This is a genomic window from Phenylobacterium sp. (assembly GCF_965284355.1).
GTDB lineage: Bacteria > Pseudomonadota > Alphaproteobacteria > Caulobacterales > Caulobacteraceae > Phenylobacterium.
In genome coordinates, this window is sequence record NZ_OZ260078.1 from 786275 (window position 1) to 802926 (window position 16652).

The window sequence follows — 16652 nt, forward strand, 5'->3', positions numbered from 1 at the left end:
CCATCTTCCCGTCATCGCCGAGCGATCGGCAACCCGACACCCTCTCGCAAGGACCGCCCCCCAATGACCCAAGTTCGCAACGTCGCCGTCATCCTCGGCTCGCTCCGCAAGGACAGCGTGTCCCGCAAGCTCGCCAAGGCCTTCGGCTCGCTCACGCCCAACCTGAAGTTCAATGTCGTCGAAATCGGCGACCTGCCGCACTTCGACCAGGACCTCGAATCCGATCCGCCGGCGCAATGGGTGCGTTTCCGCAAGGAGATCGCCGCCGCCGACGCCGTGCTCTTCGTGACGCCTGAGTACAACCGCTCGGTGCCCGGCGTTCTGAAGAACGCCATCGACGTGGGCTCGCGCCCCTACGGCTCGAGCGTCTGGAACGGCAAGCCCGGCGCGGTGATCAGCCAATCGCCCGGCGCGATCGGCGGCTTCGGCGCGAACCACCATCTGCGCCAGTCGCTGGTGTTCCTGAATGTGCCGCTGCTGAGCCAGGAAGCCTACCTGGGCAACAGCTTCTCGCTCTTCGACGAGAATGGCGAACTGATCAACGAAGGGACGGCTGAGTTCCTGCGCGCCTACGGCGCCCAGTTCTCGGCCTGGATCGAAACCATCGCCCCGGCGGCCGACACCACGAAGGCCGCCTGACAACCACTTTGAACAGCGTGCGCCCTGCCACCCTCCCCCACCGGGCGGGGCGCATGCGGAGGTCCCAGGTAAAGCCATGACCCTGCCCACCGTCTTCCTCCCCCACGGCGCGGGGCCCTGCTTCTTCATGGAGTGGACAAGGGGTCCGGCCGACACCTGGGACCGAACCGCGGCCTATCTGCGCGGGCTGGTCGCCAGCCTCCCGGAACGCCCGACCGCGATCCTCGTGATCTCGGGCCACTGGGAGGCCCCGGCCTTCACGGTCGGAACGGGCCAGTGGCCGCCGCTCGACCACGACTACGGCGGCTTCCCAGAGCACACCTACCGGCTGGCCTTCGACGCGCCGGGCTCCCCCGGCCTGGCGCGACGGGTCCGCAAGCTCCTCGACGGCGCGGGCTTCGCCACCGCCGAGGATGCCGGCCACGGCTGGGACCACGGCGTGTTCGTGCCGCTGAAGCTGGTGACGCCCGACGCCGATATTCCCGTGGTTCAGCTCTCGCTGAGAGGTGATCTCGACCCGGCCGCGCACCTCGCCGCCGGCCGGGCGCTCCGGCCGCTGCGTGACGAAGGCGTGCTGATCGTGGGTTCGGGCATGAGCTGGCACAACATGCGCGGCTTCTCGCCCGCGTTCACCGAACGCTCCGCCGCCTTCGACCGCTGGCTGGAGGGCGCGATCAGCGATCCCGTCGGTCGTGACGCCGCGCTGGCGAACTGGGAGCAGGCGCCTCACGCGCGTGAGGCTCACCCGCGCGAGGAACACCTTTTGCCCCTGATGGTGGCCGCTGGCGCCGCCCCGGGCGAACCGGCCGTCGTCGCCTTCCGCGACACGGTCATGGATGTGGTGGTCTCGGCCGTGGAGTTCGGCCGGGCGACCTGAGCCCCCTCCGCGAGAGGGACCGGAGGCCTTCTGAGCCCCCCGACGACGGCGCGCACACACCCGCCGTTCGAAGGCCTCCGGATCTCGCCCCTAGAGCCCGTCCCGGTTGGCTTGAATCAAGCCAACCGGGAGAAACGGGCTCGTCGTCATCATGCTGGAGCGCATCCTCATCGCCTGCGGCGCCTCATCCTCGGCGGGATGCGCTCTAGGCGGCCGTCGCCGCCTCGGAGGCGTCATCATCGCCGTCCACCGCCGCCTGCAGCGCGTCGAACAGCCGTCCGGCCTCGATCGGCTTGGCCACGAAGGCGTCCATGCCCGACTGCAGGTACTCGGCGATCTGGTGGCTCATGGCGTTGGCGGTGAGCGCAATGATCGGGGTGCGTCGCCGCCCCTCGGCCCGCTCGCGGGTGCGGATCCGCGCGGTGGCCGTCGGGCCGTCCATCACGGGCATCTGCACGTCCATGAGGATCACATCCCAGCGCTCGCGCTCCCAGGCCTCGACCGCCTGGCGGCCGTCGGCGACGATCTCGGGCTCGACGCCCACCTGAGCCAGCAGGGTGCGCAGCACCAGCTGGTTCATCGCGTTGTCCTCGGCGGCCAGCACGCGCAGCGGACGCGCGTCGCGTGACGTCTGGACCTTGCGCTTGCGCGCCTTCGGCTTGGGCGCGGCGCGCGCGACCTTCTTCAGGGGCAGCGACACCGTGAAGGTCGAGCCCATCCCCGGCGCGCTGGTGGCCGTGATCTCGCCGCCCATCAGTTCGGCCAGCTCGCGACAGATGGCGAGGCCCAGCCCCGTGCCGCCGAACTTGCGGGTGGTGGACGCGTCGGCCTGTTCGAACTTTCGGAACAACCCGCTCAGCTGGCGCGGCGTCATGCCGATGCCGGAGTCGAAGACGGTGATCGAGAGGCGATCTTTCGCCCGTCCGATGCGCACCTTCACGCCGCCCTTTTCGGTGAACTTCAGGGCGTTGGACACCAGGTTCCAGAGGATCTGGCGCACCCGCACCTGGTCGCCCTCGTAGACCCCCTGCGCGGTCTGATCGACGCTGAGCTCGAAGCGCAGGCCCTTGGCGTCGGCGATGGTCTGGAACGTCGCCTGCACGGTCTTGGCGAGCGCATCCACCGCAAAGCGCGAGTCCTCGAGCTCGAGCTTCCCCGCCTCGATCTTCGACAGGTCCAGCACGTCGTTCAGGATGGCCAGCAGGCTCTCGCCCGACTGCTGGATCACATCGATGCGCTCGCGTTGCACCGCGCTCAGATCGTCGCCTGCAGCCATCGCCTGGGCCATGCCCAGCACGCCGTTCAGGGGCGTGCGGATTTCATGGCTCATGGTGGCCAGGAAAGCGCTCTTGGCGCGGTTGGCCGCCTCGGCCTCCTCCTTCGCCTGCACCAGTGCGGCTTCCGCCTGCTTGCGGGCCGTGATGTTCCGCATGGCGCCGACCAGGCGGATCGGGCGACCGTCGTCGTCCTGGATCAGCTTCGCCGCGCCGGTCGCCCAGACCTCCTTGCCGTCGCTGCGGACGACCCGGTACTCGGGCTGGCGCAGATCGCCCTCGCCGTGCCGGACATCCCAGCTGGCCATCAGGTGCGGCCTGTCGCGCGGGTCGATGATCGACCAGATGTCCCGCGCCAGCTCCTCATAGGTCTTGGGCGTCTCGAAGAAGGTGTCCTCGGCGCCCGCCTTGGTCAGCTCCTGGCGCACGTAATCCAGCTCGAACACGTGCAAGTCCGACAGCTCCAGCGCCATCCGCATCAGCTCTTCGGATCGCTTCTTGCGCTCCAGCGCCTCGACGATCTCGGTGATTTCGTACGAGGTCGCGATCAGCCCTCCGACGGCGCCCTCGTCATCGTACCAGGGCGCCAGCAGCACCCTCATCCATTCGTCACCGCCATCGACCCGCGGCGACTTCAACCGCTCGACGGTTCGGCTGTGTCCCTCGAGGCAGTGGCCGATAGCTTCGCGCCACGGCTCGAACACGTCGGGCCGAAGCTCGTAGATGGACCTGCCAACGACCTCCACGCCGTCAAGGCCGCGCCATTCGATCCACGGACGGCTCGCGTAGAGCACGCGCGTCTCCCGATCGATCATGACCATCGATACGGGCATGGCGTCGACGATGGCCGACATGGTGCGCTCGTATCGCGCCTTGGAATCGGCGGCCTTCAGGCGGACCCACTCGTCGGCGACGAAGTCCGCGAGATCCTGCAGGCGGCGCGCAAGGCTGCCGTCGTAGGGGCGCGGATCGTCGCCTGCGACCCACAGTGCGCCCGGCGTCGAACCGTCCTCCAGCCGGATCGGCGCGCCGGCGAAGAAGCGAACGCCCCCCTTGCGGATCACCTCCGGCTCGTCGCGGAAGCGCCCATCCGCCCGCGCGTCCTCGACCCAGACCACCTCGCTGGTTGCCATCACGGCGCGCACGCCGGAGGCCTTGCTGACCTGCTCGATATCGCCTGAACGACTGCGCCAGTAGCCCTCGGCGGTCTTCAGCGTGATCTGGGCGTTGACGTCGCCGAACAGACTCTTGGCGAGCCGTGTGGCGCGATCGAATACGGCCCTGGACTGCTCCAGGCCGGCCGGCGTCGCGCCCGCACCGTTCTCCGTCCCCTGCGCCATGGTCGTTCCACACCGCCGCGTTCGAGCGCGGTCCTGCGGGAGAGTGTTATCGGTCGCCGGTTAAGTCCGCCTTTAAGTCTTTGACGTCGCGGAAGCCGCCAGCGCGTGCAGCACGATGCCGCTCGTCGTGGCCACGTTCAGCGAGTCGAAACCGCCCGCCATGGGGATGCGTACGGTCCTGCACCGCGCCAGGACCGCGGTCGGAAGGCCGGGCCCTTCGGCGCCGAACACCGCCGCCGCCCGCGCCGCCGGCCGCAGGTCGCGCAGGTCGGTGTCGCCCGCGGGCGATAGCGCCACCGTCTCGAAGCCGGCGTCCGCCAGCCGTCCGATCAGCGCCGCGGCGTCGCCGACCCTTGCGAACGGCGTCGTCAAAGCGGCGCCGACGCTGACTCGGATGGCCTTCCGATAGAGCGGGTCGCAGCAGGTGTCATCGAGCAGCACCGCGTCGGCGCCGAACGCGGCGGCGTTGCGGAAGATACCGCCCATGTTGTCGTGGTTGGCGATGCCGACCAGCCCCACCACAAGCGCCCGCGCCGGCAGGCCCGCCAGCAGCGCCACCGCGTCGCGCTCAAGCCGCCGGCCGATCGCCAGGATGCCCCGGTGGATCGGAAACCCGACGACCGCATCCATAGCCGCTTGTGTGGCCGCATAGACCGGCGTGGCCTCGGACAGCCCGGTCAGAACCCCGGCCAGGCTGTCCAGGCGATGCTCGGCGAGCAGCACCGACTGGATGGCCTCCGGCATGGCGACCACCGCCTTCTCCAGCACCACCCGCCCCTCGGCCACAAACAGCCCCTCGCGGCCCACCAGGTCGCGTTCGCGGACGGCGCGGTACGGGGCCAGCCGGGGATCGTCCGGATCGTCGATGCGGACGATCAAGGCGCTACCAGATCTTCACGCGGTCGGCGGGCGCGAGGTACAGCTTCTGGCCTTCCTTGACCCCGAACGCCGGGTACCAGGGATCCTGATTGCGCACGGTCAGCGCCCGCCAGGGGCCGGGCGCGTGCACGTTGGTCACGACTTGCCGCCTCAGCGCCGCCTCACGGAACTTCGAGCGGTAGTTCTGGGCCCAGCCGAAGTAGAAGCGCTGGTCGCCCGTGAAGCCGCCGATTACCGGCGCCGCCTGCCCCTTCAGCGACAGGTGATAGGCGTCATAGGCCGTGGCCAGGCCCGCGACGTCAGCGATGTTCTCGCCCAGCACCTGCTGCCCGTTGAGGTTCAGGCCCGGCAGCGCCTCGTAGGCGCTGTACTGGTCGGCCAGCTTCTTGGTCTCGGCCTTGAAGCGGGCCAGGTCGGCCGGCGCCCACCAGTTCTTTAGGTTGCCGTTCTCGTCGAACTGAGCGCCGAGGTCGTCGAAGCCGTGGCTCACCTCGTGGCCGATCACCCCGCCGATCGCGCCGTAGTTCACCGCCGCGTCCGCGTTGGGATCGAAGAACGTCGGCTCCAGGATCGCGGCCGGGAAGATGATCGAGTTCTGGCTGGGGGCGAACAGCGCGTTCACCGTCTGGGGCGACATGAACCACTCGCCGCGGTCCACCGGCTTGCCCAGCTTGTTCACGTTGCGGCGGTACTCGAACAGGCTGCCGCGCCGCCAGTTGCCGTAGGCGTCGCCGCGCACGATCTCGAGGCCGGAGTAGTCGCGCCACGTGTCGGGATAGCCCACATAGACCCGGAAGTTGGCCAGCTTCTTCTTGGCGCGCGCCTTGGTCTCGGGCGTCATCCACTCCAGCTTGTCGATACGCTGGTCGAAGGCCTTCAGGACGTTGGCGGCCATCTCCTGCGCCTGGGCCTTGGCTTCCGGCGAGAAGTGGCGCTCGACGTAGAGCTTTCCAACGGCCTCGCCCATGGCGGCGGAGGTGTTGTCGACACCGCGCTTCCAGCGGTCCCGCTGCTGCGGCGTGCCGCTGAGCGCCGTGCCGTTGAACGCGAAGTGCTCATCCACGAACGCCCTGGAGAGGAACGGCGCCCCGCGCTCCACGACGTGGAACGCCAGGTAGTCGCGCCACGCCCGTATCGGCTGGTCGCCGGCCAGCTTCGACATGCCGGCAATGGCGGGCGCCTGCCAGGCGCCGAAGCGCGACTGGCCGGCGAGACCGGCGGCGCCCAGGAACGCGTCCCAATCCAGGCCGGGCGCCTTCTTCGCCAGATCGGCCCGGGCCCAGACGGTGTTGGACTTCGCCACGTCCGAGCTCTCGTCCACCGACACGTGCGTCTTCGCGATCGCCGTCTCCAGAGCCATCACGCGCTTGGCCGCGCCCTCGGGGTCGGGATAGCCGGCCAGCTTCAGCATGGCGGCCACGTGGGCCACGTACTTTGCCCGCAGTTCCACGAACCGCGCGCTCTGGCCGAGGTAGTACTCCCGGTCGGGCAGGCCCAGGCCGCCCTGCATCAGGTAGGCGCGGTACATGGTGGTGTCGTCGAGGTCCTCGGCCACCCACAGGCCGAACGGGCGGTCGGTATAGAAGTTCGTGGCGTTCAGGGCGTCGGTGTCGGCCCGGATGCTGGCGCCCAGCACGCGCGCGAGGTCCTTGCGCGTCCGGATCGCGGCGATCTCGTCCAGCTCGGGCTTCAGCGGCGCGGCCCCCAGCTGCTCGATGCGCTCGGCGTCCATGAAGCTGGCGAAGTAGTCGCCGATCTTGCGGGCTTCCGAACCGGCCGGCTGTTCGGTCTTGGCCGTGTCCTCGATGATCGCGCGGGTGCGCTCCGCCGCCTTCTCGGCGATCACCGCGAAGGCGGTGATGTTCGAGCGGTCAGCCGGGATTTCGGTGCGATCCACCCACTTGCCGACCGAGTATCGGAAGAAGTCGTCGCCGGCGGCCGCCGACGCGTCCATGCCCGAGACGTCGAACCCGAACTCTCCCACCTGGGCCCTGGGCTTCGGTGGCGCGGGCGGCGGTGGCGGCGGGGCCTCGGCGAGTGGCGGCGGTGGAGCCGGCGGCGCGGTGGTCGCACAGGCGGAGACCAGGACGGCCGCCGCAGCGGCGGCGAACAGGGACGGGCGAGGCATCATCGGAAACGGGTACTCCCAGGCGGCCCCGAGGGCTCACGACTCTGCCCGCTTCATACACCCGCCGTCCCGCAACGCGAGCTTGACTGCGATCAGCGGTCTTCCGCCGTCTCCCGAACGCGCACGATCAACGACTGGCTGGCCGTGGCCATCAGCTCGCCGTCCTGGGCGAACAGCGACATCGACCCGTGCGCGAAGCCGCCATGGACGCCCGAAATCCGGATGTCGCACAGCACCCACTCGGTCGGCACGATGCGGCGGATGCGCAGCGTGTTGTCCAGGCTGTTGCCGCCGGCGTTCTTGCCCAGCGCGTTGCCCACGCCCTGAGGCACGAAGTCGGCCATCACCGCCAGCATCGCCGCGTCGATCGCCAGGTCTTCCTTGGGCCGGGCCCACAGGATCGTGCGCCCATCCGGCTCGGCCGCCCCGTCCCGGTCGAAGCCCGACCGGCCCTTGGCGAAGCGCACGTCCATTCGCGAATGCACGCCCTCCTCCGACCCGCGCCAATGCTGGCGTCCGGGACAGTCATCGGGCTGAGGCACATCCGGCGCCTCGACCCACTGCTCCGAGAACGGGCTCTCCCGTGAGCCCAGCGCCGCGCTGACGGTGATGATCTCCTTGTCGTCCACGTGGCTGATCGAGCGGGCCTGGGTGTTGTACTTGCCCTCGACCGGCGTCCAGACGTCGATGTCCACCACGCTGCCGGGACGCGCATAGCCCAGGTACTGGGCCGTGGCGCAGATCAGGGGTCGGCCTGTGGTGCGCTCCATGGCCGCCACCGCAGAGGCCATGCCGACGCCGCCGAACATGAACTCGTTGCCGGGCGGGCCGACGCAGATCCTGGGCTCCACGGGCATGTACCAGCGGTGCGGATTGTGGGTGGGCGTCAGGTCGAAGAAGAGCTTTTCCATCGCGCCCTCCAAAAGCGCGACGGGGCTTCAGATGCAAGCGTGGCGCGCACGTGTCCTGCGACGATCTGCAACGTGCGCGAGAAGTCGAAAACCCCTGCCTAACCACACCCGTTAAGCCTGAAGTGAACCCTCAGGTTTACAGTGATCACTCATATGAGCGTTCAACCCGTCCATATCCCGGCCCTTTGGCCCTTGAAGCGCCCGTTCTACATGCCGCTGGCGTTCCTGCTGGGCGTGGTGGTGCTGGGGCTGTCGCTGACACCCTTCGCGCAGGCGTTCCTGCCACGCGTGCTGCTGTTCTATGTCGGCACCAGCGCCGCCTACAGCCTCATGCCCTTCGTGCGCCGGGGCGACATCCCGCTGGTGGCGGCCTGGGTCGTCCTGCTCTCGGAACTGGCGCCCTGCTTCACCGGCCAGCTCCTGTCGCCCGCCAACGTGCTGGCCGACGCCCTGGGCGTCCTGATGGCCACGGCTCCGATCTTCATCGCCCGCCTGCGCCAGGTCCTCCAGGGCGACGTCCGCCCCGGCGGCCGCCGCGCCTCGGAGATCCGCGGCGCCTAGCTGCGCGTAAACACCGGGTCCTTCCGCTCGCGGAAGGCTGCGAGGGCCGCCTTGTGGTCGTTCGACTGGCGCAGCACCCGAAGTTCGTCGTTCCAGATCCTGCCCGACTCCTCCGGCGACAGGTCCAGCGCGCGGTGCGCCGTGCGCTTGGTGGCCTCCACCGACAGCGGCGCGCGGGTGGCGATCCGTTCGGCGATGGCGATGGCGGCGGCCCGCAGGTCGTCCGGCGCGTGCAGGCTGGTCACCAGGCCGTAGCGCTCGGCCGTCTCAGCGTCGTGCGGCAGGCCGGTCAGCAGCATCGACTTGGCCCGGCTCTCCCCGATCAGGCGCGGCAGCCGATAGGTCGATGCCAGCAGCCCGACGTTCACGCCCGCGCAGACAAACGTCGCCTCGGTCGAAGCCAGGCGGATATCGCAGCACAGCGCCAGCTCGAAGCCGCCGCCAATGCACCAGCCGTTCACGGCCGCCACCACCGGAACGCGGCTCTGCTCCAGCCGGTCCAGCAGTCGCGGGAAGCCCGACAGGTCCTCGCCCTTGCCGCTGACGTCCTTTAGGTCGTCGCCCGAGCAGAAGGCCCGCCCCTTCCCCGTGACGATCAGGCAGCGAAGGGCGTCGTTGGCCTCCACCTGGTCCAGCGCGGCCATGAAGGTCTCGCGCATGTCCGCGCCCAGCGGGTTCATGGGCGGGTTGTCGATCGTCAGCAGCATCACCGCCGGACTGATCGTCTCGATGTGCACGGCGCCACTCACGCGGTCGCGGCCCTTCCCGGCGCGCGCGCTCCCGCCATCAGAAGTTGGCCCGCCGCGAGATCGCCCCGTCGACGACCATGTTGATGCCCGTCGTGAACGCCGAGCGCGGGCTGGCCAGGAACACCGTCGCCGCGGCGATCTCTTCCGGCGTCGCCATGCGACCGGTCGGGTTGCGCTTGATCATCTGGTCGAAGAACTGCGGCATGCCGGCCTTCACGTTCCCCCAGACGCCGCCCTCGAAGAACACGGTCCCGGGCGAGACCACGTTGCAGCGGATCTTCTTCGGCGCGTTCTCGCGCGCCACGCCCTTGGCGTAGTGGATCTGGGCCGCCTTCATCGCGCCGTAGGAGCTGGGATTGTCGGCCTCGGCCGCGGAGATCGACGAGGTGATCAGGAACGCCGCGTCGCCGTTCGCCTCGGCCGCCTTGTCCAGGAACGGCTTGGCCGCTTCGAAGGTGCGCACTGCGCCCATGATGTCGACGTCGAACATCGCCTTCCAGCTGGCCTCGTCATTGCCCTGGACCAGGGCGCTGGCGTTGGAGACCAGAATATCGATGCCGCCCAACGCCTCGCCCGCCGCTGTGACGAACGCCTTGATCGCCGGTCCGTCGGCGATGTCGACCGCCTGGCCGAACGCCTTGACGCCCTTGGCTTCCAGCTGCCGCACCGCGTCGGCGACCTGAGCCGGGTTGCGCGCACAGATGGCGACGTTCGCGCCCTCGTCGGCGAAGCACTCCGCGATCGACCAGCCGATCCCGCGGCTCGCGCCCGTGATCACCACGTTCTTGCCTTTGAGCTGAAGGTCCATCGCGCACTCCCATTGTCAACGAGGCGCGACCTTGCCCGAACGGCTAGCTTTCGAACAAGTGTTGGTATGTCTGGCGCAGCAGGTTCTTCTGCACCTTGCCCATGGCGTTGCGCGGAAGCTCGTCCACGAACACGACCCGCTTGGGCGCCTTGTAGGCCGCCAGCTGCCGCCGCGCCTCGGCGATCATGGCGGCCTCGTCGCCGTTCCCCATCACCACCGCCACGACACCCTCGCCGAAGTCCTTGTGCGGCACGCCGATGACCGCGCTCTCGGTGACGCCCGGCAGTTCGTCCAGCACCAGTTCCACTTCCTTGGGATAGACATTGTAGCCGCCCGAGATGATCAGGTCCTTGGCCCGGCCCGAGATCCAGACGCGGCCATCGGCGTCCTGGCGGCCCACGTCGCCGGTGATGAAGAAGCCGTCGGCCGTGAATTCCTCGGCCGTCTTCTCCGGCATCCGCCAGTAGGCCGAGAACACGCTGGGCCCACGGATCTGGATGACGCCCGTCTCCTCGCCGCCGCCGATCCGAAGTTCGACGCCCGGCAGCGGATAGCCCACCGAGCCCGCAATGCGGTCGCCGTCCAGCGGGTTGGTGGTGATGATCACCGCCTCGCTCATCCCGTACCGCTCGAGAATGCGCTTTCCCGTCCGCGCCTCGAACTCGGCGAAGGTGGAGGGCAGGAGCGGCGCCGACCCGCAGACGAACAGGCGCACGCCCTCGGCCTTGGCGCGTGTGAAGCCGGGGTTGTCCAGCAGGCGGGTGTAAAAGGTGGGCACGCCCATCATCACGGTGGCCCGGTCCAGACCCGCCAGCACCTCGGCGTCGGCGAACTTGGGCAGCCAGACCATGGGACAGCCGCTCAACAGGGCGCAGTGCAGCGCCACGAACAGCCCGTGGACGTGGAAGATCGGCAGGGCGTGCAGCAGCACGTCGTCGGGCGTGAAGCCCCAGGCCTCGTGCAGCGCGAACGCATTGGCCGCCAGCGCCCCGTGGCTCAGCATCGCCCCCTTCGAGCGCCCGGTGGTGCCCGATGTGTAGATCAGCGAGGCCAGGTCGCCATCCTCGCGCGGAACGCTCGCCGTCATGGCGGCCAGCGCTCGCGCCTCGGCCACCCAGGCCGGAGGATCGGTGATGAAGACCTTCGGCTCGGCGTCGCCCAGGAAGTAGTCGACCTCGGCGACGGTATAGGCGCTGTTCAGCGGCAGGTAGACCGCCCCGGCCTTCAGGACGCCCAGGTAGACCATGATGGACTCCGGGCTCTTCTCGGCCTGCAGCGCCACACGGTCGCCGGGGGCCACACCCTCGGCCGCCAGCCGCCCCGCCACATGCGCCGCGCCCGATTCCAGCTCGCCGTAGCTGATCGCCCGCCCATCGCTGAGCAGGAAGCAGGGCTTGGAACGGTCGGCCGGAAAGCGGCCGGCGAGAAGGTCGTAGAGGTTCATATCCCTCCCTTAATGGCGAGGCGCGGGACGCGAAAGCGGCTGGGGCAGCGAGGGGGGTCGCCTTCCGTCCAATGCACGTCCCCGCCCTGCTCGCTTTCGCGAGCGGTCCCTCCCCTTTAAGGGAGGGGCATGCGCCCCGCTGAAGCCCTCGCCCGCATCCGCCGCTACGACGGCCGCCTGAAGGCCTTCGTGCAGGTGTTCGACCCGCCGCTGTTCGGCGAGGACGACGACGGGCCCACGGTCGCCATCAAGGACCTGTTCGATGTGGCCGGCGTGCCGACCGGCGGCGGCGCCCAGGTCCCGCTAGACCCCAAGCCTGCCCATCACGCGATCGTCGTCGAGCGTCTGCTGCAGGGCGGCTACTCCGCCGTTGGCAAGACCCACACCGTCGAGCTGGCCTACGGCGGCTGGGGCACGAACCGCGCCGTCGGTGCGCCATGGAACCCCTGGGACGCCAAAGTCCATCGCGCGCCGGGCGGCTCGTCGTCCGGCTCTGCGGTCGCCGTGGCCGCCGGCCTCTGCGATGTGGCCCTGGGCAGCGACACGGGGGGCTCCGTACGCATCCCGGCCGCCACCTGCGGCGTGGTGGGGCTTAAGCCCGGCCGCGGGCTGGTCAGCCTCAAGGGCGTTCACCCGCTCAGCCCGTCGCTGGACACCGTCGGAACCCTGGCCCGCGACGTGACCACGGCCGCCCGCGCGCTCGCGGTGATCTCGGGCCCGGACGGCGACGCCGCCGTGCGGCACCCCTTCGACGCCGAACATGGCTCACTGCAGACGTCCGCGGCCGGCGCCTGGCCGCCATCCCGGGCGAGGGCCTGGGCGAACTCCATCCCGAGGTAGCGCGTCTCTACCTCGAGGCGCTCGAACGGCTCCGCGGGGCCGACGTCGCCATCGAGATGGTCCAGCCGCCACAGGCGCTGGAGACGTCTTTCACCCCCAACGGCCTGCTGATGGGCGGCGAAGGTTGGCGGATCTGGAAGGACCGCATCCTGGCGCACGCCGAGGTCATGGACCCCTGGATCGTCCGGCGCTTCGAGGCCGGCCGCGACGTCTCCGACGCCCGACTGGCGCAAGCCCATGCCGAGCGCGCCGCCGGACAGTCCGAGTTCCACGCCTGGCTTTCCCAGTACGACGGCCTGCTCTCGCCCACCTGCCCGATCCCGGCTCCGCCGCTGGACACGATCGACGAAACCACCTCGCCGCTCAGCCGCCTGACGCGGGCGGCCAATTACCTGGACCTGCCGGGGATCAGCGTGCCCTGCGGCCTGACCGACGAGGGTCTGCCGGTCGGCCTGCAGATTCTGGGACGGCCACAGGACGAGTCCTCGGTGGTGGCGCTAGGCGTCGCCTTCGAGCGCGTATCCGGCTGGAATGGAAGATCGCCCGACCTGAGCGGCTTCGAGGCTTAGCCCGCGCCTCGGGTCTGTCCACCCAGGAGCCGCAGCACCAGCCATCCGACCAGCGCCCAGCCGGCGCCCAGGCACCAGCCGGCCAGCACGTCGCTGGGCCAATGGACGCCCAGGTAGACCCGGCTGAAGCCGACGCCGACGACGACCAGGGCCGCCAGCGTCAGCGCCAGGGCCTTGCTGCGCTGCTTCATCTCCAGGCTGGCGATCAGCATGGCGAGGGTCAGGAACGCCGCCGTCGACATGGTGGAGTGCCCGCTCGGGAAGCTGCCCGAGTAGACGAACACCTCGTGCGGGACGAGATCGGGCCGCGGGCGACTGAACAGGTCCTTGGTTAGGTTGCTCGACAACGACGCCGCCATGACCGCGCCGGCCATCACCAGCGCGTGGATCCGCTTTTTGTGAAACAGGAAAGCCAGGACCGCGACCACGGTCACCACGACGACCAAGGTGGTCCCGCCCAGGGCGGTGATGTCGCGCACAGCTTCCTCGACGCCGTGCGACCCGATGGGATTGTTCAGATCGCCCGGCGTCCGCAGGGCCAGCATCAACTGGCGATCGATGACTTGGGTTTCGCCCTCGACCATCTCGTCGGCGAGGCCGAGGAAGGCCAGCAGGGTCGCGGCCACCAGGAACAGCCCGATCAGGACGCGCGCTTCGAACCGCTTCAGAAACGACCAGAGGCGCGGGAGGAGGTTCGTCATCCGCAGAGACTAGCGGGTGTCGCGATCAGGCCGCCAGTCCGTCGCCTGCGCCGCTCAGCAGCTGTTCCACCGCCGCCTGTGCCGCCGACTGGGTCGGATGCACGCCCCTGGCGACCGTCACGCCCTCTTCGTCATAGACGCTCCATCGCCAGACATCGTCGTCATGGCTGAGCGAATACGCGAACGACTGACTCTCAAGCATGCCCGTCCTCCGATGGCCCGGCGGGATGAACTCGCAGGAAACCAAACGGTTTCGCACTGCACAATCGCATTCGCGTCATCGGCGAATCCGGGCGGTCGCCGCCTGCCGAACCGTCAGTCCCGGTCCAGCAGGGCCTTTCCGGCCGTCGTCACATCGGCGCAACCGGTCAGGATCATGGCCACGGCCAGCTCGGCCCGCAGGGTGCCCAGCATCTTCTCGATCGCCTTTTGGCCCCCTGCCCCCAGCGCCCAGGCCCAGGGCCGGCCGACGAAACAGGCCCGCGCGCCCAGCGCCAGGGCCTTCAGCACGTCGAGTCCTGAACGGATGCCGCCGTCCATGTAGACCTCGAGGTCGCCGCCCACCGCATCGGCGATCCGCGGCAGCGCTGAGATCGAGGACTTCACGCCGTCCAGCTGGCGACCGCCGTGGTTGGACACCACCAGCCCCTGGGCGCCCGCCTTCACCGCGTCGCGGGCGTCCTCGACGTCCAGCACGCCCTTGATGACGATCGGGCCGTCCCAGTTCTCGCGCACCCAGTCCATGTCCTTCCATGTGACCGAGCGGTCGAAGTTGCGCGAGATCCAGGCCAGGAAGTCGGTGACCCGCCGCCCCTCCTTCACCGCATCCTGCACGGTGCCCAGCGTGTGGGGTCGGCCGTGGACAAACAGGTCCCAGGTCCAGGCCGGGTGCGTGATCCCCTCCCACGCCTGGGTCATCATCGCCTGCAGCGGTGTGGCGCCGGTGAAGCCCGAGCGGATGTCGCGGTAGCGAGAGCCCGGCAGCGGCAGGTCTACCGTAAACACCAGCACCGGGCAGCCGGCGGCTTTCGCCCGGCCCAGCAGGTCCTTCATGTAGCCCCGGTCCTTGAGCATGTAGAGCTGGAACCAGGGCGGCGTGCCCGTCGCGGCGACCTCCTCGATCGAGCAGACGCCGACGGTCGACAGGCAGAACGGCACGCCGGTCGCCGTCGCCGCCCGGCTGGCTTGGACCTCGCCGCGATGGCCGTACATGCCGGCCATGCCCACGGGAGACAGCCCGACCGGCATCTTCAGGGTCTGGCCCAGGGTCTCGACCGCCATGTTCAGCTGGGTCATGTCGCGCATCACCCGCTGGCGCAGCGCGATGGCCTCCAGGTCGGCGACGTTGCGGCGTAGCGTCTCCTCGGCGTACGAGCCGCCGTCGATGTACTCGAAGAAGATGTTGGGCAGCCTGCGCCGCGCCAGCTCGCGATAGTCCGAAACCGAAGCCGCCCGCATCCGCATGGTCCTCCCCGCCGGGAGGTTGTGGAGCGCTATGGACGGGCGTGCAAGGTCAGGCGCAAGGCGCTTCGCGGGCCGGGCCGTAGCGATCATCCCACCAGGACTTCCAGCGCGCCTCAAGCGCCGAGAACTCCGCGTCCGACAGCCCGTACGTGGTCAGGATCAACGCCCCGCGGCCGTCCGGCGAGGTCTCGGTCATCGACTTGTCCGTGACGATCAACATGCCGTCGCCCCATTGCGGGACCGTGAAACCGAACTGCCAGGGCGTGCGATGCCAGGCCTGGCCCTGCACAGCCTCGCCCGTCGGCAGGGTCACGTTCAGGGGCTGGCCTGGCGCCGTGTCGGACACCCTGGTCAGCCCTAGCGCCGCCATGGGCGCCTGGCCGCCCGCCTTGGCCGCCCCTTCCAGGTAGAGCGTGCGCCGCGGACCTAGCGCGTGCTGCTCCATGGCCAGCTTCAGTTGCTGCACGAAGCTGATCCAGCCCTCGGTCATGTCCTCGTAGACGCCGTCCCAGCTGTCGGTCTCGGCCACGGCCCGGACCACCCGCAGCACTGTCTGGCCGCCCTGGTCGATCAGTTCGAAGCGGTCGTTCACGCCTTCGAAGAACAGCACCCTGTTCGCCTCGTCCCGCTTGGCGTGGGAGACGAAGATGAACTCCACTTCGTCCTTGAGTCCGGCGGCGTCCCAGCCGAACCAGTTGTAGATCTTGGCCGGGTCGCCGATCGCGTCCCACACGGCGTCGGCCGGCGCGGCGATGGTCAGTTCCACGAGCAGGCGATCGGGCATCGTGCGTTCCGTCAGTTCAGGGGTTTGGGTTCGGTCAGGGCGGCGACGGCGGGATGGCCCGCCGCGGTGAGGCGGTAGCGGCGGCGGGCGCCCTCGGCCGGGTAGGCCTTCGCAATGTCGGCCACGGCTTGCGCCAGCTGCTGCGTGAAGGCGTCGTATTCGGCAGGGCTCGCAAAGCCGACGTCGGCTTCGACAGTCACGGTCAGCAGACGGCTGCCTTCCCGCTCGGCCTCGCCGCGCATCCGGCCGACCTCATGCACCAAGCGCGCCGCCGTCCGCACCAGATGCTCGGCCGAGTGCTGGTCCTGGGCGCTCACGGCGGCCGGCGCGTGCTCGCCGACCAGCATCGGATCGATCAGCAGCGAGCGCGCCCGCGCCAGGTAGAGGGTCTCGGTGAAGCCGCGCTTGCGTCTCGCGCCGACTTCGACGATCAGCCCCGCCGCCTCCAGCACTTTGAGATGGTGACGCACCTGCTGACGCGGCAGATCCAGCGCCTCACCCAGCCCCGCGGCCGACATCGGTTCGGTCAGGCGCGCCAGCAATTGCCGGCGCAGGGGCGACAGCGCCACACGCGCGGCGGCCGCCTGATCCACGAAGTCCATCGCATTTCGCGCGTCGGGCTGAGCGTCCGTCATGCCCCAAATCTCCAATAGACAGTTTAATTTGTCAATTGGACCAGTCGCA

General features: G+C 69.4%; 17 protein-coding genes. 5 read left to right on the forward strand and 12 right to left on the reverse strand.

The window, feature by feature from the left end:
- Nucleotides 1-63: 63 nt before the first annotated feature.
- Both ACQ66R_RS03940 and ACQ66R_RS03945 read left to right on the forward strand, forming a co-directional pair.
- Nucleotides 64-639 carry an NADPH-dependent FMN reductase gene (locus tag ACQ66R_RS03940; RefSeq protein ID WP_430419419.1) on the forward strand — a complete coding sequence of 192 codons (576 nt, stop codon included), beginning with the start codon at nucleotides 64-66 and terminating at the stop codon, nucleotides 637-639.
- A 76-nt stretch (nucleotides 640-715) separates the two neighbouring features.
- Entirely contained in the window at nucleotides 716-1516 is an 801-nt protein-coding gene (locus ACQ66R_RS03945; protein WP_430419421.1) for a DODA-type extradiol aromatic ring-opening family dioxygenase, read from the forward strand.
- Nucleotides 1517-1721: 205 nt separating this feature from the next.
- Here the strand turns inward: ACQ66R_RS03945 and ACQ66R_RS03950 are convergent, their stop codons facing one another.
- The 4 genes from ACQ66R_RS03950 to ACQ66R_RS03965 all read right to left on the reverse strand — a co-directional run bounded on the left by ACQ66R_RS03950 (nucleotide 1722) and on the right by ACQ66R_RS03965 (nucleotide 8048).
- Complete coding sequence (locus ACQ66R_RS03950) at nucleotides 1722-4130, reverse strand: ATP-binding protein (protein WP_430419423.1); 2409 nt, start codon at nucleotides 4128-4130, stop codon at nucleotides 1722-1724.
- Nucleotides 4131-4202: 72 nt separating this feature from the next.
- Nucleotides 4203-5009 (reverse strand): TrmH family RNA methyltransferase, encoded by an 807-nt coding sequence (locus tag ACQ66R_RS03955; RefSeq protein ID WP_430419424.1) that lies wholly within the window; start codon nucleotides 5007-5009, stop codon nucleotides 4203-4205.
- 4 nt (nucleotides 5010-5013) lie between these two features.
- Complete coding sequence (locus tag ACQ66R_RS03960) at nucleotides 5014-7137, reverse strand: M13 family metallopeptidase (protein ID WP_430419425.1); 2124 nt, start codon at nucleotides 7135-7137, stop codon at nucleotides 5014-5016.
- Nucleotides 7138-7229: 92 nt separating this feature from the next.
- On the reverse strand, nucleotides 7230-8048 hold the full coding sequence (locus tag ACQ66R_RS03965) for an acyl-CoA thioesterase (RefSeq protein WP_430419427.1): 819 nt from the start codon (nucleotides 8046-8048) through the stop codon (nucleotides 7230-7232).
- 153 nt (nucleotides 8049-8201) lie between these two features.
- Here ACQ66R_RS03965 and ACQ66R_RS03970 point away from each other — a divergent pair, with 153 nt between their 5' ends.
- Nucleotides 8202-8609: a hypothetical protein gene (locus ACQ66R_RS03970; protein WP_430419429.1), complete on the forward strand. Its 408-nt coding sequence runs from the start codon at nucleotides 8202-8204 to the stop codon at nucleotides 8607-8609.
- Here ACQ66R_RS03970 and ACQ66R_RS03975 read toward each other — a convergent pair.
- From ACQ66R_RS03975 to ACQ66R_RS03985, 3 genes are read right to left on the reverse strand one after another with little or no spacing between them, the layout of a single operon-like run.
- Complete coding sequence (locus ACQ66R_RS03975) at nucleotides 8606-9346, reverse strand: enoyl-CoA hydratase/isomerase family protein (protein ID WP_430419431.1); 741 nt, start codon at nucleotides 9344-9346, stop codon at nucleotides 8606-8608. The genes ACQ66R_RS03970 and ACQ66R_RS03975 overlap by 4 nt on opposite strands.
- A gap of 49 nt (nucleotides 9347-9395) precedes the next feature.
- The gene (locus ACQ66R_RS03980) at nucleotides 9396-10166 is read right to left on the reverse strand and encodes an SDR family NAD(P)-dependent oxidoreductase (protein WP_430419433.1); all 771 of its coding nucleotides are present in this window, start codon (nucleotides 10164-10166) and stop codon (nucleotides 9396-9398) included.
- Nucleotides 10167-10209: 43 nt separating this feature from the next.
- Entirely contained in the window at nucleotides 10210-11610 is a 1401-nt protein-coding gene (locus ACQ66R_RS03985) for an AMP-binding protein (RefSeq protein ID WP_430419435.1), read from the reverse strand.
- Nucleotides 11611-11739: 129 nt separating this feature from the next.
- On the opposite strand from ACQ66R_RS03985, the gene ACQ66R_RS03990 reads away from it, so the two are divergent.
- Both ACQ66R_RS03990 and ACQ66R_RS03995 read left to right on the forward strand, forming a co-directional pair.
- Nucleotides 11740-12450 (forward strand): amidase, encoded by a 711-nt coding sequence (locus ACQ66R_RS03990; protein ID WP_430419437.1) that lies wholly within the window; start codon nucleotides 11740-11742, stop codon nucleotides 12448-12450.
- Nucleotides 12426-13019: an amidase family protein gene (locus tag ACQ66R_RS03995; protein ID WP_430426202.1), complete on the forward strand. Its 594-nt coding sequence runs from the start codon at nucleotides 12426-12428 to the stop codon at nucleotides 13017-13019. The genes ACQ66R_RS03990 and ACQ66R_RS03995 overlap by 25 nt, the downstream gene beginning before the upstream one ends.
- Here ACQ66R_RS03995 and ACQ66R_RS04000 read toward each other — a convergent pair.
- The 5 genes from ACQ66R_RS04000 to ACQ66R_RS04020 form a co-directional block, all read right to left on the reverse strand.
- Nucleotides 13016-13720 (reverse strand): phosphatase PAP2 family protein, encoded by a 705-nt coding sequence (locus ACQ66R_RS04000; RefSeq protein WP_430419439.1) that lies wholly within the window; start codon nucleotides 13718-13720, stop codon nucleotides 13016-13018. The genes ACQ66R_RS03995 and ACQ66R_RS04000 overlap by 4 nt on opposite strands.
- Before the next feature lie 25 nt (nucleotides 13721-13745).
- Nucleotides 13746-13922, reverse strand: coding sequence for a hypothetical protein (locus ACQ66R_RS04005; protein WP_430419441.1), 177 nt, complete (start codon nucleotides 13920-13922; stop codon nucleotides 13746-13748).
- Between the two features lie 113 nt (nucleotides 13923-14035).
- Complete coding sequence (locus ACQ66R_RS04010; RefSeq protein ID WP_430426204.1) at nucleotides 14036-15178, reverse strand: L-lactate dehydrogenase; 1143 nt, start codon at nucleotides 15176-15178, stop codon at nucleotides 14036-14038.
- A gap of 55 nt (nucleotides 15179-15233) precedes the next feature.
- Nucleotides 15234-15968 (reverse strand): SRPBCC family protein, encoded by a 735-nt coding sequence (locus ACQ66R_RS04015; protein WP_430419442.1) that lies wholly within the window; start codon nucleotides 15966-15968, stop codon nucleotides 15234-15236.
- A gap of 11 nt (nucleotides 15969-15979) precedes the next feature.
- Nucleotides 15980-16603 (reverse strand): ArsR/SmtB family transcription factor, encoded by a 624-nt coding sequence (locus ACQ66R_RS04020; protein WP_430419444.1) that lies wholly within the window; start codon nucleotides 16601-16603, stop codon nucleotides 15980-15982.
- Nucleotides 16604-16652 lie beyond the last annotated feature (49 nt).